This is a genomic window from Aquabacterium sp., from assembly GCF_044226965.1.
Classification (GTDB): Bacteria; Pseudomonadota; Gammaproteobacteria; order Burkholderiales; family Burkholderiaceae_C; genus Pseudaquabacterium.
In genome coordinates this window covers 88,408-109,718 of sequence record NZ_JBGAGA010000002.1, presented here as the reverse complement: position 1 = coordinate 109,718, position 21,311 = coordinate 88,408, and the positions used below count along the sequence as shown (strand labels likewise).

Here is a 21,311-nt window from a genome sequence, read left to right as displayed (position 1 = left end):
AGTGATTGCACGCTCCGAGCCCATGCCCGTTCGCCCTGATTCGCATCCCTGCCGGAGGTCGGCATGAGCCCCGCCGCGGTGGACGCGCTGCTGGTCCTGCAGCGCAGCGACGTGGCGCACCTGGAGGCGAACCGCGAGCGCTTCGCCGGGCTGCCGCTGCTGTGCACCGACCCTGGCATCCTGGAGACGGTGCTGCAGGCCGGCTTCACGAACTACGAGCTGCGGCGCCTGGATACGGGCCGCGACATGCCGGCGCGCGTCTACACCGAGACGGTGGCGCGGGCCACCACCATCGACCTGCTGCTGACGCGCGAGCGCGAGCACCTGTGGGGCCCCGGCAGCTTCATCGGCTGGGACCGCGGCGTGCTGTTCCAGCCGCTGCACGTGATGCTCACCGCGCAGGCGCTGCGCCCGGTGGTCGAGCGCGACTTCCCCGAGAAGCGCCTGGGCCTGCTGCGGCCGGACAACCTGCTGCTGTTCAACTTCGATTCCGCGGTGCAGGCCGAGATCTACGGCGCCGACGCCCAGCGCTGGAGCTTCGTCGACCGCTACCCGGCCGGCCGCTTCTGGAACCCGCTGCAGCTGACCGCCTGCTTCGACTTCGACGCCATCGCGGCCATTGCCGCGCGGGGGCCCGTGCCGGCGCTCACGCACCTGGGCAGCTGCTTCTACGACGTCAAGGCCTTCACGCAGGCCATCAGCGAAGCCTTCGCGAGCAACCTCGACCTGCCCAGCATCTATTGCGATGTGCCGGTGCGCCGCGGCGCGATGCTGCTGAAGGACATCGCCACGCTGAAGCCCGAGCAGATCGACCCCAGCTGCGTGCTGTACCGCGAGGCCGCGCGCCGCGTGTTCACCGAGCAGCTGGCCGACCTGATCCCTTCGCGCCGCACGCTCGAGGCGCAGGCCGACGTGCTGGCGCGCCGCAGCTACCTGCAGGCCCTGAACTTCCTGGGCCTGAAACGTGCGCTGGCCGGCCAGCGGCCGCACCTGGTGATCGCCGACCACGACAACGGCCACCTGGGCCCGCTGTTCTCGCTGGCCGATGCGCTGGGCAGCGAGATCACCGTGTTCCCGCACTCGGGCTACACCAATGCCGCGCTGCCGCATGCCCACCGCGTGACGGCCATCGAACGTGACGGTTATGGCACCCGCGTGGCCACGCTGCTGGGCCAGGCCGTGCCGACGCGCGCGGTGCGCTTCCGCGCCACGCAGCCGGCGCAGCACCGGCCCGCGCTGAAGCGGCTGACCATCCTGGTCAACACGATGTACAGCGACGGCCAGTACCAGATCGACCTGTTCGGCCTGCGCGCGCTGTTCCGCGGCCTGCAGGCGCTGTGCGCGCGGCATGGCGCCGAGCTGGCGGTGCGGCTCAAGCCCAGCACGCCGGCGATCAACGTCGTCTCGGGCGCCCTGGGCGCGCCGGCGGACTACTTCCTGCGTACCACGCAGCCGTCGATCGACGACATCGCGCGCGACACCGATCTCTGCATCGCCTGGGGCGAACTCACCACCGGCAGCATCAACTTCCTCGATGCGGCGAGCCTGGTCGTGCATGTCAGCGAGGAAGACTGGCCGACCCAGCTGGCCCCGCAGGCGCCGTTCCTGCAGGAGCGGCTGGTGCGCTCGCTGCACATAGCCCAGGCGCTGCAGCTGGTGCAGCAGCTGTTCGAGCAGCCCGCCGAATACACCCGCCTGCAGCAGCTGCAGGCCGCGCGCTACGCGCAACGCCGTGCCGATGCGCACGACACCTTCTTTCCCTCTTCTCCCACCTCACCCGTCTGACGCAAGGAGCATGCAGCCATGCTGAACAACAAGTCCATCCTGATCACCGGCGGCACCGGCTCGTTCGGCAAGGCTTTCGTGCACACGGTGCTGGCGCGTTACCCGGACGTCAAGCGCCTGGTCATCTACTCGCGCGACGAGCTCAAGCAGTTCGAGATGGCGCAGCAGCTGCCCGCCAGCAAGTACCCGCAGCTGCGCTTCTTCATCGGCGACATCCGCGACCAGGCCCGCCTGACGCGCGCGCTGGAGAACGTCGACATCGTCGTGCACGCCGCCGCGCTGAAGCAGGTGCCGGCCGCCGAGTACAACCCCTTCGAGTGCATCAAGACCAACGTGCTGGGCGCGCAGAACCTGATCGAGGCCTGCATGGACACGCAGGTCCGGCGCGTCGTCGCGCTGTCCACCGACAAGGCCGCCGCGCCGATCAACCTGTACGGCGCCACCAAGCTGTGCTCGGACAAGCTGTTCGTCGCCGCCAACAACATCAAGGGCAGCCGCGACCTGCGCTTCTCGGTGGTGCGCTACGGCAACGTGATGGGCAGCCGCGGCTCGGTGATCCCGTTCTTCGTCGACAAGCGTGCCAGCGGCGTGCTGCCGATCACCGACCCGAACATGACGCGCTTCAACATCTCGCTGCAGGAAGGCGTGGACATGGTGCTGTGGTCGATCGAGCATGCCTGGGGCGGCGAGATCCTGGTGCCCAAGATCCCGTCCTACCGCATCACCGACGTGGCCAGCGCGGTGGCGCCGGAAGCCGAGCAGAAGATCGTCGGCATCCGCCCCGGTGAAAAGATCCACGAGGAAATGATCACCGCCAGCGACAGCCCCAACACCGTGGACCTGGGCGGCTACTACGCCATCCTGCCCTCGGGCGGCCAGTACTCGGTGGACGACTACTGCGCCCGTACCGGCGCCACCCGCGTCAAGCCCGGCTTCAGCTACGACAGCGGCAGCAACACCGACTTCCTGTCGGTGCCGCAGCTGCGCGAGATGATCTCCTCGGAAGTGGGCGGCGCGCGCCAGCATTGACCTGTCGTCAGGCCTGGGCGGCCCGTGCGGCCGTCTGCAGGCAGGACAGGAACTGCGTGGCCATCGGCGTTGGCCGATAGGACCTGCGCATCACCACGCCCATCTGCACCCGCGCCAGCGGCGCCTGCAGCTGCACCGGCTGCAGGCCGAAGGCGGCCAGGCGTTGCGCCAGCGGGCGCGAGGCGGCGCCCAGCATGTCGGTGGACGACACCAGCGCCAGCATCACCGCCAGCGAGGCATAGCGCACCATGCCGCGCGGCGGCGGCAGGCCGGCTTCGCTGAAGGCCCGGGCCACCACCGACGACGGACGAGCCTCGTCGGTCAGCGGCTGCAGCCATTCGGCGTCCACCAGCTCGGCCAGCGTGCGTGCGCCGATCAGCGGATGCCCGGCGCGCGCCATCGCGACGAACTCGGTCTCCAGCAGCGGAATGCTGCGCAGGTCCTCGTCCAGCATGTCCGGCAGCATGTGGGTGGCGGCGAAGTCCACCTGGCCGTCGCGCAGCCGCTGCGCGCCTTGCGGGAACTTCAGCTCGGTGATGGACAGCTCGGCCAGCGGGGCCGCCTGCCGGAACTGCTGGATGGCCTGCGGCAGCAGCGCCAGCGCAATCGACGAGGTGGTGCCGAAGCTCAGCCGCCCGCGCAGCTCGCCCTGCAGCTGCTCGATCTCCTCGCGGGCGCGGCGCGCGTCTTCCAGCAGCTGGCCGGCGCGCACCTCCAGCGCCTGGCCGGCCGGCGTGAGGTCCACGCCCTTCACGCTGCGGTTCATCAGCACCGCGCCGAGGTCGGCTTCCAGCTCCTGGATGCTGCGCGTCACCGCCGGCTGGGTGAGCGCCAGGCGCCGGGCCGCGGCACGCAGGCTGCGTTCACGCGCGACGGCGACGAAGACTTCGAGCTGCTGCAGTTTCATGCCGGCATGATGATCAGCAAAGCTGATCGCTGGCAAGAGGCTGACATCTTTTCAGCATCCCCGTCCTTGCCTAGAGTGCGCCGGTTCACCGAAGAAAGGCATTCATGCGTTCCTGGACCCCTTGTCTTGCCGCGGCCGCGCTGCTGGCCGGCCTGCATGCCCCCGCCGCCTGGGCCGAACCCGTGGCCGACATCCATGCGCTGGCCAGTGCCGAGCAGGCGCCGCTGCTGGACACCCTGCGCGAGCTCGTCGGCATCGAGTCCGGCAGCAAGGACCCGCAGGGCCTGGCCCAGCTGGCCGCGCTGATCCGCGACCGCCTGGTCCAGCTGGGCGGCCAGGTGCGGCTGATCCAGTCCGAGGACGTCTACCGCATGGAAGACACGCCGCCGCGGCAGGGCGCGATGGTGCATGCCGAGTTCAAGGGCCAGGGCAGCAAGAAAATCATGCTGATCGCGCACATGGACACCGTGTACCTGCGCGGCATGCTGAAGGACCAGCCCTTCCGCATCGACGGCGACCGGGCCTATGGCCTGGCCATCCTGGACGACAAGCAGGGCGTCGCACTGATCCTGCACACGGTGGCGATGCTGCAGAAGCTGGGCTTCCGCGACTACGACACGCTGACCGTGTTGATCAACGGCGACGAGGAGATCAGCTCGCCCGCTTCGCGCAGCACCATCACCCGCATGGCGGCCGACCAGGACGCGGTGTTCTCGTTCGAGGGCGGTGGCGACAGCGGCAACCTGCGGCTGGCCACCAGCGGCATCGGCTCGGCCTACCTCACGGTGGAAGGCCGCGCCTCGCATGCCGGCGCGGCGCCGGAGAAGGGCGTCAATGCGCTGGTCGAGCTGTCGCACCAGATCCTGCAGCTCAGCGACCTGTCGAAACCGGCCGAGGGCCTGACGCTGCACTGGACCGTCTCGCAGGCCGGCACCAACCGCAACGTGATTCCCGCGCGTGCCAGCGCGCAGGCCGATGCGCGCGCGCTGCGCCTGGCCGATTTCGACGCGTTGCAGGCCACGCTGCAGCAGCGGGTGAAGACCCAGCGCCTGCCCGAGGCCAAGGTGGGCCTGCACTTCGAGATCCGGCGCCCGCCGCTGGAGGCCACGCCCGCCTCGCGCAGCCTGGGCGACCGGGCCGTGGCCATCTACCGTGAGCTGGGCCTGCCGTTGAAGGTGCTGGAAAAGGCCACGGGCGGCGGCACCGATGCGGCCTTTGCCTTCGTCAAGGCGCGCGGCCCGGTGATCGAAGGCTTCGGCCTGAGCGGTTCCGGCTCGCATTCCAACAATGCCGAGTACGTCAAGCTCGACTCCATCGTGCCGCGGCTGTACCTGGCCACCCGCCTGGTGATGGACGTGGCCAGCGGCAAGGCGCCGTGAACGGGACGCACTGAAGCAGGCGCATTGATCGGCGGGGAAACCCGCGCTATTCGGCGCATTGCGCCGGCGGCATTGCAGGATCATCGACAGCGTGGTCCTGCGCCTGCCGCGGCCGCGCGAGCCTTTGGGGGCGCGCGCACCGGTGGTCCGGCGGCGGAGAACAGGGCCCGCGGAGCACCCGACGATGGCCTTCATCCCCTACAGCCGCCAGAGCATCACCGAAGACGACATTGCCGCCGTCACCGCGGTGCTGCGCTCGGAGTACCTGACGCAAGGCGCCGAGGTGCCGCGCTTCGAGGCGACGTTCGCCGCGCTGCACGGCGTGGCGCATGCGGTGGCGGTGAGCAACGCCACCGCCGGCCTGCACATCGCCTGCCTGGCGCTGGGCATCGGGCCCGGCGCGCGCGTGTGGACCACGCCGAACAGCTTCCTGGCCTCGGCCAACTGCGCGCTGTACTGCGGCGCCAGCATCGATTTCGTCGACATCGACCCGGCCACGCGCAACCTCTCGGTGGCCGCGCTGGCCGACAAGCTGGTGGCCGCCGAGCGCAGCGGCACGCTGCCGCAGCTGCTGATTCCGGTGGACTTCGCCGGCTTGCCGGCCGACCTGCGCGAGATGCGCGCGCTGGCCGACCGCTACGGCTTCCGCATCCTCGAAGACGCTTCGCATGCCACCGGTGCGCGCTACCTCGGCCAGCCGGTGGGCGCGGCCTGGGCCGATGCCAGCGTGTTCAGCTTCCATGCGGTGAAGATCGTCACCACGGCCGAGGGCGGCCTGGTCACCACGCAGGATGCGAAGGTCGCCGAGCGCCTGCGCCTGCTGCGTTCGCACGGCATGACGCGCGAGCGTTCGCAGATGGACGCCGAGCCCGAGGGCCCGTGGGTCTACGAGCAGCAATGCCTGGGCTACAACTATCGGATGACCGAACTGCAGGCGGCGCTCGGCTCCTCGCAGCTGAAGCGCCTGCCGCAGATGCATTCGCAGCGGGCCGCGCTGGCGGAACGTTATGACGGCCTGCTGGCCGGCCTGCCGGTGAAGCGCCCCGCGCGCGCGGCCGACCGTGTCTCGGCCTGGCACCTGTACGTGATCGAGGTCGATGCCGAGCGCTGCGCCGCCAAGCGTGCCGACGTGTTCCAGGCGTTGCGCGACGCGCAGATCGGTGTCAACGTGCACTACATCCCGATTCACACCCAGCCGCACTACCAGCGCCTGGGCTTCCGGCGCGGCGACTTCCCCAACGCCGAGGCCTACTACGCCGGCGCGATCTCGCTGCCGCTGTTCCCCGACATGACGGCCGCCGAGCAGGACCATGTGGTCGCGACGCTGGCTGCGGCGGTGAAGGTGCGCTGATGGAACTGGCGCTGGGGACAGTTCAGTTCGGCCTGGCCTATGGCGTGGTCGGCTCGGGCCAGCAGGTGCCCGACGACGAGGCGCGCCGCATCCTCGAGCAGGCCGCGGCGCTGGGCATTCGCGTGCTCGACACCGCGGCGGCCTACGGCGACATCGAACAGCGGCTGGCCGGCCTGACCGGCGGCGCGCCGTTCTCGGTGGTCAGCAAGATTCCGCCGCTGCCGGCCGAGGTGAACACGGCTGATGCTGCGGCTGCGTTCGTGCGCAGCTCGCTCGAACGCTCGCAGCAACGCCTGGGCACGCTGCTGCAGTCGGTGCTGTTCCACAGCGCCGACAACCTGGCCGGCCCGCTGGGCGACGCGCTGTGGCGTGCCGCTGCCGATGGCTGTGGGCCAGCGCACATCCGGCTCGGCGTCTCGTGCTACGGCCCGCAGCAGCTCGAAGCGCTGCGCCGCCGCTACGACATCCGCATTGCCCAGCTGCCCGGCAACGTGCTGGACCAGCGGCTGGCCGAGCATCAATTCGACGGTGTCGAGCTGCACCTGCGCTCGGCCTTCCTGCAAGGCCTGCTGCTGGCCCCGGCCGAGCAGGGCGGGGCGCGCGTACCGGATGCGGCCGCTCATCTGGCGCGTTGGCAACAGCGCTGCCTGGAGCACGGCCTGTCGCCGCTGACCGCCGCGCTGAGTGCGGTGAAGGCGCTGCCCGGCGTGCGCTACTGCGTGGTCGGCGTCGAGAGCGTGGCGCAGCTGGCACAGATTGCCACCGCCTGGACTCGCGCGACCCCGCTGGCCTGGCCCGACCTGGCCACCGACGAGCCCGCCGTCATCGACCCCCGCGTCTGGAAGAAAGCGGCCTGAGCATGAGCAAGACCCTGGCCATCGTCCAAGCCCGCATGTCCAGCACCCGCCTGCCCGGCAAGGTGCTGAAGGAACTCGGCGGCCGGCCGCTGATCGGCTTCATGCTCGAACGCGTCAGGCGCGCCCGGCATATCGACGAGATCGTGCTGGCCACCAGCACCGATGCCAGCGACGACGAGCTGGCCGCCACCGTGCAGGCCCTGGGCTTCGGTGTGCATCGCGGCAGCTTGGACGACGTGCTGGCGCGCTTTGCCGGCGCCGCCGAAGGCCGCGGCGCCGACGTGCTGGTGCGCCTGACCGGCGACTGCCCGCTGATCGACCCGACGCTGATCGACCGCGCGGTGGAGCACCTGCGCGGCAACGGCCTGGACTACGTGACCAACGGCGAGCCGGCGATGTACCCCGACGGCTTGGACGTCGAGGCCTTCACGCACGCCGCGCTGCAGCGCGCCTTCGTCGAGGCGAAGCTGCCGAGCGAGCGCGAGCACGTCACGCCCTACCTGCGCGTGCCCGAAGCCGGCTTCCGCCGCGGCAGCCTGGCCGGCGCGGTGGACCTGTCCTCGCTGCGCTGGACCGTGGACCATGCCGACGACCTGGCCGTGGTGCGTGCGCTGGTCGACGCCTTCGGCGCCGAGGCCGCACTGCAGGCCGACCTGTTCGACTTCCTGCGCGTGCTGGATGCCCGGCCTGCGCTGCTGAAGGTCAACCCGCACCAGCGCAACGAGGGCTACCTGAAAAGCCTGCAGCAGGACGCGGCCTCGCTCGCGGCCTGAGACCGACTCCCCCTGACTTCCCGCAAGGAACCACCATGCGCCAGTTCACCCGATCCGAAGCCTTCCTGCAGCGTGCCGAGCGCGTCATTCCGCTGGGCAGCCAGACCTTCAGCAAGAGCCGCACGCAGTACCCCAAGGGCGTGTCGCCGTACTTCATCGAGCGCGGCAAGGGCTCGCATGTGTGGGACATGGACGGCAACGAGTACGTCGACTTCATCATGAGCCTGGCGTCGATCACCTTGGGCTACGGCGATGCCGACGTCACCGCCGCGGTGGCAGCGCAGCTGCAGGACGGCGTGATCTTCTCGCTGCCGCACCGGTTGGAGACCGAGGTGGCCGAGCTGATCTGCGAGATGGTGCCCTGTGCGCAGATGGTGCGCTTCGGCAAGAACGGGTCCGACGCCACCGCCGGCGCGGTGCGCCTGGCGCGCGCCTTCACCAACCGCGAGCACATCGCGCAATGCGGCTACCACGGCTGGCAGGACTGGTACATCGGCACCACGGCGCGCAACCGCGGCGTGCCGGTCTCGACGCGCGAGCTGACGCACCCGTTCCCGTACAACGACATCGCCGCGCTGGAAGCGCTGTTCGCCAAGCACCCGGGCCAGATTGCCGCGGTGATCATGGAGCCGGTGGGCGCCACCGCGCCGGCCGCGGGCTACCTGCAGGCGGTGAAGGACCTGGCGCATGCCCATGGCGCGCTGCTGGTGTTCGACGAGACGATCACCGGCTTCCGCCTCGCCAACGGCGGCGCGCAGGCCTGGTTCGGCGTGACGCCCGACCTCGCCACCTTTGGCAAGGGCATGGCCAATGGCTACCCGGTGTCGGCGATTGCCGGCCGCGCCGACGTGATGAAGCTGATGGAGGAGATCTTCTTCTCGTTCACCTTCGGCGGCGAGGCACTCTCGCTGGCCGCGGCCAAGGCCACGCTGCAGAAGCTGCAACGCGAGCCGGTGGTGGCGCGCCTCACGCAGCACGGCGAGACCATCCAGGCCGGGCTGAAGCAGACCATTGCCGAGCATAGGCTCGACGACGTGTTCTCGGTCAGCGGCCACCCGACCTGGAGCTTCCTGAACATCAAGGACGCCCGCGGCTCGACGGTGTTCGACATCAAGACCTTGCTGATGCAGGAACAGCACCAGCGCGGCATCCTGTGCCTGGGCGCTCACAATCTGAGTTATGCCCACAGCGACGCCGACATCCAGCAACTGCTGGGCATGTACCGCGAGGTGCTGCCGATGATCGGCAAGGCACTGGACGCTGGCACGCTGCGCCAGCAGCTGCGCTGCGATCCGCTGGTGCCTCTCTTCAAGGTCCGCTGATGTCGCTGACGACGCGCCTTCGGCCCGCCGAGGCCGCCGACAGCGCCACGGTGCTGGCCTGGCGCAACCATCCGGCGGTGCGGCGGGTGATGTTCACCGATCACGTGATCGGGCCGGACGAGCATGCGGCCTGGTTCGCGCGCGTGCTGGCGTCGGCGGATCACCATCTGCTGATCCTGGTGCACGAGGGCCGCGATTGCGGCGTCGTCACCTTCACCCGCAGCAAGACCGAAGCGAAGGAAGCCGGCGTGTGGGACTGGGGCTTCTACCTCGACCCCGATGCCTTCGCGCAGCCACTGCAGCAGCTGCGCGCGTGGAGCGGGATGGAAGAGCAATCGATCGCCTGGGCGCAACAGCAGCTGCAGGCCCGGCGCATCGACTGCGAAGTGTTCAGCTTCAACGCCGCGGTGCTGGCGCTGCACAAGCGCTTCCGCTTCACCGAGCGCGACCGCTACCAGCGCCCGCGCGGCGGCGAGACGCACGAGGTGGTGCGGCTGTACCGCGAATTCGCGCCGGCGCCGGTGGCCTGAACGGGCGTCAGCCCAGCGCGGCCCGCAGGTCCAGGTCGTCGCCGGATCGCCGGCCTTGTGCTGCTCAGCTCGGGATGCCCAGGCGTCGCTGCGCCAGCCGTTCTGCGAATGCGGGTTCGTCGAGTGTGATCAGGCGAACGCCGGTTTCGGCGGCGGTCCGATCCAGCGCGTCGGCGATTCTGGCCTCGACCGCAGGCGTGGCCGCGACAAGCAGGGCGACGTCACCGTCGACACCGGGTCGCAACATGGCCAGAACGCCGCGGCCAACAAGCGCAGGCAGTTGGTCGGCCCAACGCTCACCCAGGATCGCGTCGACGAATTCCTTGGAAGGGGTCGGCAGATCCGAGACCGCTGGACACACGAGGCCAAGCTGTGCACGCAATGCCCAGTCGAAGCCGTGCTGGTCGAAGACTGCTTCCGCGTCCTTGGCAGCGGCTTCTTGGCGCCAGCAAGCTGGAGACGGACTGGCCAACCCGACACGCCGCGCAATGCTTCGGCCCAAGTCAGCCAGCGTGGAACTGCCATCGAAGGGCTTGTCGCCGCCGCTGGCCGACGAAGCCAGAAAGGCGAGTGGTGCCAAGGATGTCAAGGCCCCGGTGAGGACCCGGCGCACCACGGTCGGCACGATCGCGTCGATGCGACCGGCGGGGGGCCAGCCGATCAGCCAGTGTGGAAACGGCAATTCCGCAACAGGACCGAGCTCCCACTGTCGGCCAGCCGGTGCCCTGCAAAGCAGGAGGGTTTGTTCGCCATCTGCAGTCATTGCGGCTCGCAGGTTGCTGTCCTCATGGCGCAGCGGACTCTGGAAGCCTGGCGAAGGTCGTGCCCTCTATCCAGACATACACCTGTCCGGCTGCCGTCGATGCAGCATAGTAGCCGGCTGCACCGCCAATGATGCAGCCGCCCACACCACCGATGGCCGACCCCAGTGGCGACGCGAGCGTGCCCAGCGCGGCACCGCCGGCACCGACTGCCTTGCAGCCAACCCACGCGCCTGCCCATCCCGCGACGACTTCGGTAGCGCGTCGAATCGGTTGGCTGGAGTAAACGACTGAGGCAATGTCGAGCGCGGCACCCGCCACCAGAAAGACGCGGCCAGCGTATCGAAAGTATTTGGCCACGGCATAGGCGCTCGGTCCGGCTCGGCCGACCGGCGTGTGGTCTGCGATGCCAAATTGCTGATGCGTGCGGGCCTGGTTCCAGTGGTAGTCAATCGTCTTGGTGGCTACGTTGTAGCCAAAGTCGAGCCGCAGGTGCCGTTTGCCGGTGAGGTCCTGAAAGAACAGGACGGAAGTCGATCCGCCGCGAGGTACCCAGCCGCGCGGCGTCAGTTCGATGGCCAAGCCTTGCGTACCCGGGATCGGGATGCGCACCACCGAACTCTGCCCAATGGCATACGGAATGCCGCCACTGCTCAAGTCATCGCTCACTCGTTGTTCCCCCTTGTTTGCGCAGCCTGGCGAGGCTGATGCGGTGCGGCAGACTACTGGCCGCGAAGGGGACAGCCCATCCCTAACGAAGGGTCACACGGCATCCAGTCTTGCATGCACGGCTGCAGCCACCCGGCTCGCGCCTGCCCCATCGCAGCGTCGAGCGATCTTCGTGGCCATGTCGCGAACGGCTTCCGGACGCGCTGCGAGAACGCTCAGCGCCGCGCACAGCGGCGGCATCTTCGAGGCATCGAAGGCGCCGAGGTCGATGCCTTCGCCGGCCGCGGCCAGCTTCGCGCACAGCGGCTGCTGGTTGGCGGCGATCGGCAGGGTGATGCCGGGCAGGCCCAGGCTCGCACGCTCCCAGGTCATCGAGCCGCCGGCGCCGACGAAGAGATCGGCCAGGGCGAAGCGGCGCGCGATGTCGTGGGCGCCGATCGTCACCTCGACCTGCGGCATTTTGGCCCAGCGCTCGCGCACCGCGGGCCCTTGCGGCGCGCCGCTGCCGATGATCACGTCGTAGTGCAGCGCCGGGTGTGCGCCATGCAGCGTGGCCAGGCAGGCCTCGGTGGCGTTGTCGGGGTCGCTACCGCCGAAGGCGATCACCACGCGCTTCAGTGGGCCGTCACGCGGGCCGCGGGCCGCGCGCGCGGCAGCAAACTCGGGGCGCAGCAGCGCGTAGGCAGGGCCGAACAGGGTCTTGCCGCCGGCGGGCCAGACGGGCCGATAACGTGCAAAGGCGTCGTCATGCCAGTTCTGGTCGAGCAGCAGGTCGCCGGCCAGGGGCCGGTCGGCCAGGTCGTCGATCACCAGCACGCAGCGGGCCTGCGGCCGCACGGTGGTCACCCAGTCGGCACCACGCTGGTAGTGGTCCAGCACCAGCAGGTCGGTGCCGCCCAGCGTGCGCAGCAGCGCGGCGCTGGCTTCGGCGTCGCGCTGCGCGTCGGCCGCGTCATCGGGCAGCGCATGCCAGTCGCAGCCGGCCTGTTCGATGGCGGCCACCGCATCGCCGGGCTGGCGGCGCAGCAGGAAGTGGATGGACGCGAAGCCGCGCTCGCGCAAGGCGCCGGCCAGCGCCAGGCAGCGCATCACATGGCCATGGCCGATGGTGGCGGAAGCATCGGCGCGAATGACGGCGCGCATCGTGGCAGGGGCGCTCAAGCGCGGATGTCGACTTCGCGCAGGAAGGCGCGCCACAGGTTGAGGCCGTCCCACACCGGCGCGAAGTCGAGCGCCTGGCCCACCGGCACGAAGCGGTCGATGCCGCGTGGCCGGGCGCGGCGCACGAAGGTCTGCAACTCGTCGCGCGTGAAGCCGTGGTGCGAGACGGTCTGGATGCGGCGGTTCAGCAGCGGCGCGATGTCGTCCAGCGTGGCCAGCCGGGCCTCGTGGAACAGGCCGCCGCCGCAATGCAGCTCGGCGTGCACCGCGGGCTCGTGCAGCCACACGCGGGTGACCAGGTTGGGCCCGGGCTCGATGCGCACCGCGGCCTGCATCGCCAGCAGGTCGGCGGCGACGGTCTTGTTCACCATGTCGGCGGTGCCCAGGCCATGGGCCATCTGCGCGGCGCGCGCCTCGATTGCGGGCCACAGCCGCCGGCGCGCGGCCTGCGTGGCCGCGTCGTCGCCCAGCCACAGCACGAGGCGCGGCGACGAGCAGGCCATCTGGCCGAAGCTGTACGCGTCGTTGCAGAAGGCGCGGGCCAGCGCGGCGAGCGCGGTGTCGTCCAGCGCGTCGACGCTGCCGGCCTTGAGCACGGTGAGCGAGAACTTGTCCGGGAAGCACAGCTCGGTGGCATGCGGCGGCAAGGGCAGCGCGCGCACGGTGTTCACGGTGGCGTCGCCGCCCCAGATCACGCGCAGGTCGCAGGCGGCGGACAGGCGCGCGGTGATGGCCTCGTCATGCCCGTAGCGCAGCAGCGCCACGCGCTCGGCAATCGGCGCCCAGGCGGGCTCGGCCAGCAGCGTGGCCAGCGTGTCCAGCAGCAGCTCGGTCTGCGCGCTGGCGCGCGAGGACAGACGCACGATGCTGCGGTTGCCGCACAGCAGCGACAGCAGCCACGAGTAGACGAAGATGGTGTCGACGTTGCCCGGCGCGATGTGGAAGGCCAGGCCGCGCGGCAGCAGCTCGGTCTGCTGGCCGTGGCCCGAGAGCAGCTCGTCGATCAGGCGCTTGACGTGCGCCGGCCGCAGCCAGAAGCCCAGCGCCACCAGTTCCGGATGCGCGCGCGCCGCGGCCGAGGTGGTGAGCGCGCGCGACAGCGCCGCCGCGAAGTCGATCTGCAGCGTGCCGAAGGGCGGCAGGTCGTCCAGCGCCTGCAGGCGGGGCAGGTCGAGTTGTTCGGGCGACAGGACGAGGGCGTGCGGCATGGGGCTCAGGCGGCGGCGTGGGTATCGCTGCAACCGCGCATTTCGGCGGCGGGCACGCGGCCGTGGATCGCGAAGTATTTGCCCAGGCGGCCGCAGGCGCAATCGTCTTCGCCGAGCACGGTGCCGAGGTCCTCGGTCAGCAGGCTGTGGCCGGGGTAGCTGCCCGGCAGGCAGGACAGCACCTGCACCACGCCGGCCTGGCCGTGCGGCAGCACGCGCCAGTCCTCGGGGCTGCGCACCAGCACGTCGGCAAAGGCCGGCGCATGCAGGTGCCCGGCTTCGCACTCGACGAACACCGAGCCCACCTGCTCGACCATGCCGTAGAAGTTGTGCACCTTCACGTTTCCGCCGGCCACCGCCGCGAAGCGGGCCTTGAACTGCTCGTTGTCGACCGCGATGTCCAGCAGCTTCTTCCAGCCGCCGCTGTGGATCAGCACCGAGCCGGACAGGTCGATCGTATGGCCGCTCTTTTCAAGCGATAGAACGAGATATTGCCAGACCATGAAGGTGAAGCCGAACAGCAGCTTGGGCTGGCCGGCGTGCTTGGCGCAGAAGGCCTGCACGGCCTCGATATCCAGGCTCATGTCGTCGCGCAGCGCGTAGACATGCTCGCGGCCCAGGTTGGCCAGGCCCAGGATGCCGGCGCCGCGCGCCGAGAAGCTCTTGCGGTCCTTGATGACGCCGGGGTGGTCGATGATCAGCATCGGCAGCCGCGCGCGGCCGACGTAGCGTTGCATGATGCGCGCCAGCGCGGTGGTCTGGCGCGCCGCGGTGGTCTTGTCCAGCGTGATGCGCGAAGGCGTCTGGCCGCTGGTGCCGGAGGACGTCAGCACCTTGAACACCTGGTCTTGCGGCACGCTGGCCAGCAGCCGGTGCTTGAACAGGCGCACCGGCAGGAAGGGCAGGTCTTCGAGGCGGCGGTCCTGCTGCGGGTCCACGCCCTGTGCGGCCAGCACGCGGGCATAGGGCTCGCAGTGCGCGGCGTGGTGGCGCGTCAGCGCGTTCAGCTCGGCTTCGAGGCGGGCGCGCTTGTCCTCGCGTGGCAGTTCGTAGACTGGCCAGTCGAGGAAGGAGGTTGTGGTCTCGTCGGGCACCTAACGCGCTCCTGCAGCGGCCTTCGGGCTTTCGGCCTGCGCATCCAGCAGCGCCAGGAGTTCGCCGTACTGCGGCTTGCCGTTGCTGGCCAGTGGTAGCGCCGCGACCGGCAGCACCCGCAGCGCGGCCGGCAGCCAGCGATAGCGCTGTGCCAGCGTGCGCTGCAGCTCGGCACAGCGCGCGGCATCGGCACCACCGGCCAGGCCGATCATCACGCAGTCGTCGCGGCCGGTCACGCCGGCCTCCAGGCCGATGGCGCCGACGATCGCCCGGACATCCCGCTCGACCTCGTCGAGGCTGACGCGGTGGCCGAACACCTTGACGAAGCGCTTCAGCCGGCCGGTGACCCAGAAGCAGCCTTCGTCGTCGACATGGCCGAGGTCGCCGGTCAGCAGCTCGTTCAGCTGCGCGCCGTCGGCCAGCTGTTCGGGCGTCTCGGCATAGCCCATCATCACGTTCGGACCGCTGTAGGCCAGCTGGCCGTCGACGCCGGGGGCGGTGATGGCCTGGCCCTCGGCGTCCAGCACGCGCAGCCGGCCACCGGGAATGGCCACGCCGATGCTGCCGACCTTGGTGGGCAGCAGCGAAGGCGGCAGGTAGGCGATGCGGGCGGTGGCCTCGGTCTGGCCGTACATGATGAACACGCGGCGGCCGGCGGCGCGTGCGCCATCGGCCAGCCACTGGATCTCTTCGGGTTCGAGCCGGCCGCCGGCCTGCGTCAGCGTGCGCAGCGCGGGCAGGCTCATGCGCTCGAAGCGCAGGCGGCGCAGCAGTCGCCACAGCGTGGGCACGCCGGCCAGGCTGGTGACGCCGTGGTCACGCATCTGCTGCCAGAAGCCGGCCTGGGCCACCGAGGCCTCGGTGAGCACGACGCGGGCGCCGCAGCCCAGGTGCGAGTTCAGCACCGACAGGCCGTAGGAGTAGTGCAGCGGCAGCGTGGTGATGGCCACCTCGCCGGCATCGAGCTGCAGGTAGTGCGCGATGCTGGCGGCGTTGGCCGCGAGGTTGTCGCGCGACAGGCGCACCAGCTTGGGCGAGGCGGTGCTGCCGGAGGTGGACAGCAGCAGGCCCAGGTCCGCGTGCAGCGTGGGCGCCGGCACCGTGCCGGGCACTTCGCGCCACTGGCCGCTGGCGCCGTCGAAGCACTGGCGGATGCCGTAGCGCTGCAGCAGTGCTTCGGTCTGTTCGGGGAGCAGCGCGGCGTCCAGCATCAGCGGCACCGCGTGCTTGCGCAGCGCGCCGAGGTAGGTGCTGACGCTGGCCAGCGTGTTGCTGCAGGCCAGCGCGAACACGCTGCCGGCCTGCAGCGGCGCGGCGGCTTCGTCGGCCAGCGCGGCCAGTGCGCGGTAGCTGTGCGTGCGGCCATCGGCCTCGGTGAGGGCCGGCTGGTCGCCGAAGCGTTCCAGCGCCCAGATCGGCGCATGCCAGGTGCCCGGCGCCGCCTCGATCGTGCGGGTGCGGTTCAGCGTCAGGTTCAGCGGCAGGGGCAGGTCGAGGGCACGCATGGCAGTCCGGCGCTAGATCTTCATGCCGCCATCGACACCGATCACCTGGCCGGTGACATAACGTGCCATGTCGCTGGCCAGGAACAGCACGGTGGCGGCCACGTCCTCGGGCGTGCCGGCGCGCTGCAGTGCGATGCGCGCCAGCGCTGCGGCGCGTTTGGCCTCGGGCAGTGTGCGGGTCAGCTCGGTGTCGATGAAGCCGGGCGCCACCGCATTGACGCGGATGGCCTGCGGCGCCAGCTCCTGCGCCAGCGATTGCACGATGCCCAGCACCGCGGCCTTGCTGCCGGCGTACACCGACTGGCCGGCGTGGCCTTCGACGCCGACGATGGACGACAGCGCGACGATGCTGCCGCCGCCGGATCGCGCCATCAGCCGGCTGGCGTACTGCGCGCAGTGCAGCAGGCCGAAGGTGTTGGTGGCGAACACGCGCTGGATCAGCTCGGGCGTGACCATGCCGATCAGCGCATCGTCCATCACGCCGGCATTGGCCACCAGCGTGTCCAGGCGCTTGTGGTCCTTGAAGACGCGTTGGAACAGGTCGCGCACCGCGGCGGGGTCGGCCACGTCGCAGGGCAGGGCGGTCGCGCAGGCACGGCCTTGGGTTTCGGCCAGCGCGGCGGCCAGGGCCTCCAGCGGTTCGGCCTGGCGGCCGGCCAGCAGCACGTGCGCGCCTTGCGCGGCCAGCGCTTCGGCGCAGGCGCGGCCGATGCCGCGGCCGGCGCCGGTGACGACGGCCACGCGGCCGGTCAGCGCGAGCGTCTGAACCATCGGTGCGGGATCAGAACTCGACGCCCTGCTTGCCGAGGATGCGGCGCACCTCGGCCACCGAGCTCATCGCGATGATGTCTTCGGTGTCCAGCATCAGGCCGAAGGCGTTCTCCAGCTCGGCCACCAGCGCCATGTGGGCCAGCGAATCCCACTCGGGCGCTTCGCCATAGGCCAGGCTGTCGACGACGCGGGCCGCGTCGATCTTCATCACCTCGACGAAGGCGTGGGTCAGCTTCTCGTGGTTCTCGGTCGTCAGGCAGGCTTCCATGGGTTCTCCAGCGGCATTCCGGGCATTGCCTGGGGCACTGTAGTCGGGCCTTGAGCCCGCCGAGCCGCGGAAAAGCCGGGGAAAACCGGCCAGGTCGGGCGCTCAGCGGCCTGACGGAGGCCAGCGGCTCGGCGCTGACAGCCGCAGGTCCGCGCTGGCGCACCTGGCGGCGAACGCGTCGGAGGCGAGCACCGCGAACTCGGCGACCCGGGCCGCGGCGATGGCGTCGCCGGGGACGCTGTCGATCGCCGGGTGGCACATCAGCAGGTCACCGTCCTCGGCCTGGGCCAGCCAGCCGGCCAGCAGCTGCCGGTAGCGGGCCTCGCCGCCCCGGAAGTCGTAGACGCCGAGCAGGCGCCGGTTCTGCGCCAGACCGTGGCGACGGGCCAGGTCGCGCAGCCCGCGGGCGCCCAGCCCTTCGATCACGCGGCGCTTGAAGGCCTGGCCCGCGCCGTCGCCCGGGCCGCGCGCCTGCCGCGTCGCGCGCAGCCAGGGGCGGTGCTGCGGCCAGCGTTGCAGCAGGGCGTGCAGCAGGCTGTCGCGCACCACCGGCAGCTGGTGCACATGCTGGTGGCCGTCGATGTAGTCCGGTGGCGCGCCGCGATGGCGCTCGAAGGCGGCGAGCTGGCGATCGATCTCGGCGGCCAGCGCGGGGCGGTCGACCAGGTGCAGGTGGCTCGCCGCGATCCACCAGGCCAGGCCGTGCCGCAGCCCGGGTGTGGTGAAGGCGGTCAGGTCCAGGTGCAGGCCGATGTCCAGGCCCGGCCCCTGCCGCGCGGCGTCGGCCAGGGCGCACAGGGCCGGCGCATCGGCGGCCCAGGCCGGCCCGAGGCTCATCACCGACGCCGCCTGCAGACGGCCGCGGGCGGCCAGCTGCAGGATGCCCGCGTCGACGGCCGGATGCAGGCCAAAATCGTCGGCGCAGATGCACAGCTTCCGTTTCCCTGCATGAGTGCCGCCCCGCATGGCCGCGTCGGCTGGTTCGTCGCCGTCGGCTGCGCGGCCGCCGCCGTGCACTGGTGCGTCGCGATGCTGCTGGTCGGGCAGGCGGGCTGGCCGCCGCTGCTGGCCAACGTCGGGGCCTGGTTGGTGGCGCTGGGCGTCTCGATCAGCGGGCATCACCGGCTCAGTTTCCGCGGCCATGGCGGGCCGCTGGGGCGTGCGGCGCTGCGCTTCGTCGCGCTGTCGGCCCTCAGCTTCGCGATCAACGAGGCCGCCTACGCCCTGCTGCTGGCCTGGGCACCCGCCCACTACGGGCTGCTGCTGGCGGCGGTGCTGGTCGGCGTCGCCGGGCTGACCTACCTGCTCAGCCGCCATTGGGCGTTTGCGCGCACGGCGCGGGAGTGACGCGCCAGAGCGTCTGCGCATGCCCCTGGCGGATGGCCGTGGCCTGCCCCATCCAGCGCGGCAGGCCGGGACCATTGCCGGCCGGCGTCCAGCCGATCACCCAGGCCACCGGCGCATGGCACAGCGCGGCCCGGGCCGCGTCGGCGCCCACCAGCAGGCGCGCGGCCCGCGCGGGCGCGAACTGGCCGGCGTCCCACAGCTCCTTGCGCCAGGAGTCGCGCTGCGTCACGTCGGGGTCGGTCCAGTCGTCCATCACCATCACCGGCTCGGTCAGCCGCGCGTAGAGCGGCACGTCGTACAGGTAGAGCCCGAGCATCAGCACCGGTTCCCCGGGCTGGCGCGCCGCGGCCAGCGCCTGGCCCAGCGCGCGGGCGCTGTGCTTGCGGTCCAGCGCCAGGGCCCCCACGGCCACCAGCCCGACGCAGGCCGTGAACGCCACGGTGGCCCACCACCAGCGCTGCGCCCGCAGCGTGGCCTGCGGCGCCGGGCGGTGCCGGGCCAGCAGCCAGGCCAGCGGCGGCACGGCCGGCAGGATGTAGCCGAGCAGCTTGGACTGCGGCAGCGAGAAGAACAGCAGCACGGTGGCCAGCGCCACCTGCATCAGCAGCACGCCGGCCCGTTGCGCCGGCGCGGGCGCCTGGTCGCTCGCCGGCAGGGGCGCGCGCCACCAGGGCAGCCAGGGCAGGCTGAACAGCGCCAGCACGGCAGGGTAGAACCAGAATGGCTGCACGTTGTTGAAGCCGCCGGCGGCAAAGCGCTGGAAGTGCTGGACCACGAAGAAGTAGTGCAGGAAGCCTTCGAAGCGCGTGGCCATCGCGTAGAACCACGGCCCGGCAATCGCCAGGAACAGCAGCGCGCCGGGCAGCGACAGCAGCCGCCACACGCTGCCCCAGCGCCGGCGCAGCAGCAGCCATGCCGTCACGATGAGGGCCGGGATCACGAAGCCGATCAGGCCCTTGGCCAGCACGCCCAGCGCCGCCAGCGCGTAGGCCGCGAGCAGGCTGGCGCGATGCGGCCGCGCCGCCTCGACCAGCAGCGCGGCATGGGCCAGCGCCAGCGTGCAGGCGACGATGCAGCCGGCCACCAGCATGTCCAGGTTGGCGAACTGGCCACCCAGGAACCACATCGGCTGCACCAGCAGCACCAGCAGGGCCGAGCGCGCGGGGCGCTCGCCATACCAGCGCCGCGTGAACAGGTACAGCGCCATCGCGCCCAGCGTGGCGCCGAGCAGCGAAGCGGTGCGTGCGGACCATTGCCCCGGGCCCAGCAGCGACATCGAGGCCGCGGTGATCCAGTAGAACAGCGGCGGCTTGTGGAAGAAGGGCAGGCCGTTCAGCGTCGGTGTCAGCCAGTCCTGCGAGCGCATCATCTCCCAGGCCACGCCGGCATAGCGGCCCTCGTCGGGCAGCATCAGCGGCCGGGCCCAGGCGGTGAAGGCCAGCCAGGCGAAGACCAGCAGTCCGATGCGCCAGGCCTCGCGCCGCACGGCCGCGGACTGGCTGGCTCCAGCGACGGCGGCCGTCATGCGTCCTCGCGCTTCAGGCCGCGGCCCCAGCGGCGCTTCACCACGTACAGCGGCCTGAACTTCACCTCTTCGAAGATGCGGCCCACGTATTCGCCGACCACGCCCAGCGAAATCAGCTGGATGCCCACCAGCAGCATCAGGCTGACCACGATGGTCGTCCAGCCGCTGACCTCGTTGCCGTAGAGCAGGTAGCGCCCGCTCAGGTAGGCGCCGTAGCCGAAGGCCAGCAGCGCCATCGCGAAGCCCAGCACGCTGACCGCGCGCAGCGGCAGCGTGGTGAAGGCGGTGAGCCCGTCGAGCGCCAGGCCGACCAGGCGCAGCGCGTCGAAGTGGCTGCGGCCATGCTGGCGCTCGTTGGGCGTGTAGGGCACGGCCACCGACTCGAAGCCGACCCAGGCGTACAGGCCCTTGAGGAAGCGGTTGCGCTCCGGCATGGCGAGCAGGGCGTCGACCACCGCACGGTCCATCAGGCGGAAGTCCCCGGCGCCGGCCGGCACCTCGAAGCGACCGCCGCCGTTGAGCAGGCCATAGAAGCCGCGCACGCCGATGCGCTTGAACCAGGACTCCTGCTGCCGGTCCTGGCGCAGCGCGTACACCACGTCGGCGCCGGCACGCCAGTGGCGCAGGAAGGTCTCGATCAGCTCGACCGGGTGCTGCAGGTCGGCGTCCATCAGCACCACCACATCGCCCTGGGCCGCTTCCATGCCGGCCGTCAGCGCCGCTTCCTTGCCGAAGTTGCGCGACAGCTGCAGCACGCGCACGCCGCCGGCGGCGACCCAGGCCTCGATGCGGTCGGCCGTGGCGTCGCTGCTGCCGTCGTCCACCAGCACGATTTCCCACACCGGCACCAGGCCGTCCAGTGCGGCGCGCAGCCGCGGCAGCAGCAGGTCGAGGTTGGCCGCCTCGTTGCGGCAAGGCACCACGCAGGACAGGGCCGGCGGCAGGGTGCGGCGATGCAGCGTGCCCGGCCGGCCCGCACTGGCGGGCGTGGCAGGGCGTGCGTCGGCGGCGGCGCCGTCGCGTCCGGCACGGTCGACATCGAGGGTGTTGGCGGTGGTCACGGGCAAG

At 70.9% G+C, this 21,311-nt stretch carries 21 protein-coding genes; 9 read left to right on the top strand and 12 right to left on the bottom strand.

What is annotated here, in order from left to right; translation table 11 throughout:
- Positions 1-63 precede the first annotated feature (63 nt).
- Together ACILR4_RS01480 and pseB are read left to right on the top strand one after the other, a co-directional pair.
- On the top strand, positions 64-1,785 hold the full coding sequence (locus ACILR4_RS01480) for a hypothetical protein (RefSeq protein ID WP_395699042.1): 1,722 nt from the start codon (positions 64-66) through the stop codon (positions 1,783-1,785).
- 18 nt (positions 1,786-1,803) lie between these two features.
- Entirely contained in the window at positions 1,804-2,814 is a 1,011-nt protein-coding gene (pseB, locus tag ACILR4_RS01475; RefSeq protein WP_395699041.1) for a UDP-N-acetylglucosamine 4,6-dehydratase (inverting), read from the top strand.
- Between the two features lie 7 nt (positions 2,815-2,821).
- Here the strand turns inward: pseB and ACILR4_RS01470 are convergent, their stop codons facing one another.
- Positions 2,822-3,721 (bottom strand): LysR substrate-binding domain-containing protein, encoded by a 900-nt coding sequence (locus ACILR4_RS01470; RefSeq protein WP_395699040.1) that lies wholly within the window; start codon positions 3,719-3,721, stop codon positions 2,822-2,824.
- Positions 3,722-3,825: 104 nt separating this feature from the next.
- Between ACILR4_RS01470 and ACILR4_RS01465 the strand changes: the two genes are divergently transcribed.
- The 6 genes from ACILR4_RS01465 to ACILR4_RS01440 all read left to right on the top strand — a co-directional run bounded on the left by ACILR4_RS01465 (position 3,826) and on the right by ACILR4_RS01440 (position 9,933).
- Positions 3,826-5,100: a M20/M25/M40 family metallo-hydrolase gene (locus ACILR4_RS01465; protein ID WP_395699039.1), complete on the top strand. Its 1,275-nt coding sequence runs from the start codon at positions 3,826-3,828 to the stop codon at positions 5,098-5,100.
- 184 nt (positions 5,101-5,284) lie between these two features.
- Positions 5,285-6,451, top strand: coding sequence for a UDP-4-amino-4,6-dideoxy-N-acetyl-beta-L-altrosamine transaminase (gene pseC / locus ACILR4_RS01460; protein ID WP_395699038.1), 1,167 nt, complete (start codon positions 5,285-5,287; stop codon positions 6,449-6,451).
- Positions 6,451-7,308: an aldo/keto reductase gene (locus ACILR4_RS01455; protein ID WP_395699037.1), complete on the top strand. Its 858-nt coding sequence runs from the start codon at positions 6,451-6,453 to the stop codon at positions 7,306-7,308. Before pseC ends, ACILR4_RS01455 begins: the two co-directional genes overlap by 1 nt.
- A 2-nt stretch (positions 7,309-7,310) precedes the next feature.
- Entirely contained in the window at positions 7,311-8,081 is a 771-nt protein-coding gene (locus tag ACILR4_RS01450; protein ID WP_395699036.1) for a cytidylyltransferase domain-containing protein, read from the top strand.
- A gap of 35 nt (positions 8,082-8,116) precedes the next feature.
- Positions 8,117-9,403: an aminotransferase class III-fold pyridoxal phosphate-dependent enzyme gene (locus tag ACILR4_RS01445; protein WP_395699035.1), complete on the top strand. Its 1,287-nt coding sequence runs from the start codon at positions 8,117-8,119 to the stop codon at positions 9,401-9,403.
- Positions 9,403-9,933: a GNAT family N-acetyltransferase gene (locus ACILR4_RS01440; protein ID WP_395699034.1), complete on the top strand. Its 531-nt coding sequence runs from the start codon at positions 9,403-9,405 to the stop codon at positions 9,931-9,933. The genes ACILR4_RS01445 and ACILR4_RS01440 overlap by 1 nt, the downstream gene beginning before the upstream one ends.
- 64 nt (positions 9,934-9,997) lie before the next feature.
- Here the strand turns inward: ACILR4_RS01440 and ACILR4_RS01435 are convergent, their stop codons facing one another.
- The 9 genes from ACILR4_RS01435 to ACILR4_RS01395 all read right to left on the bottom strand — a co-directional run bounded on the left by ACILR4_RS01435 (position 9,998) and on the right by ACILR4_RS01395 (position 18,337).
- Positions 9,998-10,696: a hypothetical protein gene (locus tag ACILR4_RS01435; RefSeq protein WP_395699033.1), complete on the bottom strand. Its 699-nt coding sequence runs from the start codon at positions 10,694-10,696 to the stop codon at positions 9,998-10,000.
- 22 nt (positions 10,697-10,718) lie between these two features.
- Entirely contained in the window at positions 10,719-11,363 is a 645-nt protein-coding gene (locus tag ACILR4_RS01430) for a hypothetical protein (RefSeq protein WP_395699032.1), read from the bottom strand.
- A 93-nt stretch (positions 11,364-11,456) separates the two neighbouring features.
- Positions 11,457-12,506: a UDP-2,4-diacetamido-2,4,6-trideoxy-beta-L-altropyranose hydrolase gene (gene pseG, locus ACILR4_RS01425; RefSeq protein WP_395699031.1), complete on the bottom strand. Its 1,050-nt coding sequence runs from the start codon at positions 12,504-12,506 to the stop codon at positions 11,457-11,459.
- 14 nt (positions 12,507-12,520) lie between these two features.
- Entirely contained in the window at positions 12,521-13,732 is a 1,212-nt protein-coding gene (locus ACILR4_RS01420) for an acyl-CoA reductase (RefSeq protein ID WP_395699030.1), read from the bottom strand.
- Between the two features lie 5 nt (positions 13,733-13,737).
- Positions 13,738-14,826, bottom strand: coding sequence for an acyl-protein synthetase (locus ACILR4_RS01415; RefSeq protein ID WP_395699029.1), 1,089 nt, complete (start codon positions 14,824-14,826; stop codon positions 13,738-13,740).
- On the bottom strand, positions 14,827-16,332 hold the full coding sequence (locus ACILR4_RS01410; RefSeq protein WP_395699028.1) for an AMP-binding protein: 1,506 nt from the start codon (positions 16,330-16,332) through the stop codon (positions 14,827-14,829).
- A gap of 12 nt (positions 16,333-16,344) precedes the next feature.
- Positions 16,345-17,103: an SDR family NAD(P)-dependent oxidoreductase gene (locus tag ACILR4_RS01405; RefSeq protein WP_395699027.1), complete on the bottom strand. Its 759-nt coding sequence runs from the start codon at positions 17,101-17,103 to the stop codon at positions 16,345-16,347.
- 10 nt (positions 17,104-17,113) lie between these two features.
- A complete protein-coding gene (locus tag ACILR4_RS01400) occupies positions 17,114-17,371 on the bottom strand; it encodes an acyl carrier protein (protein WP_395699026.1) in 258 nt (85 codons plus the stop codon).
- Between the two features lie 102 nt (positions 17,372-17,473).
- The gene (locus ACILR4_RS01395) at positions 17,474-18,337 is read right to left on the bottom strand and encodes a ChbG/HpnK family deacetylase (protein WP_395699025.1); all 864 of its coding nucleotides are present in this window, start codon (positions 18,335-18,337) and stop codon (positions 17,474-17,476) included.
- Here ACILR4_RS01395 and ACILR4_RS01390 point away from each other — a divergent pair.
- Positions 18,320-18,718 carry a GtrA family protein gene (locus tag ACILR4_RS01390; protein WP_395699024.1) on the top strand — a complete coding sequence of 133 codons (399 nt, stop codon included), beginning with the start codon at positions 18,320-18,322 and terminating at the stop codon, positions 18,716-18,718. The genes ACILR4_RS01395 and ACILR4_RS01390 overlap by 18 nt on opposite strands.
- Here ACILR4_RS01390 and ACILR4_RS01385 read toward each other — a convergent pair.
- Entirely contained in the window at positions 18,678-20,243 is a 1,566-nt protein-coding gene (locus ACILR4_RS01385; protein WP_395699023.1) for an ArnT family glycosyltransferase, read from the bottom strand. The genes ACILR4_RS01390 and ACILR4_RS01385 overlap by 41 nt on opposite strands.
- The gene (locus tag ACILR4_RS01380) at positions 20,240-21,304 is read right to left on the bottom strand and encodes a glycosyltransferase family 2 protein (protein ID WP_395699022.1); all 1,065 of its coding nucleotides are present in this window, start codon (positions 21,302-21,304) and stop codon (positions 20,240-20,242) included. Before ACILR4_RS01380 ends, ACILR4_RS01385 begins: the two co-directional genes overlap by 4 nt.
- Between the last annotated feature and the right edge of the window lie 7 nt (positions 21,305-21,311).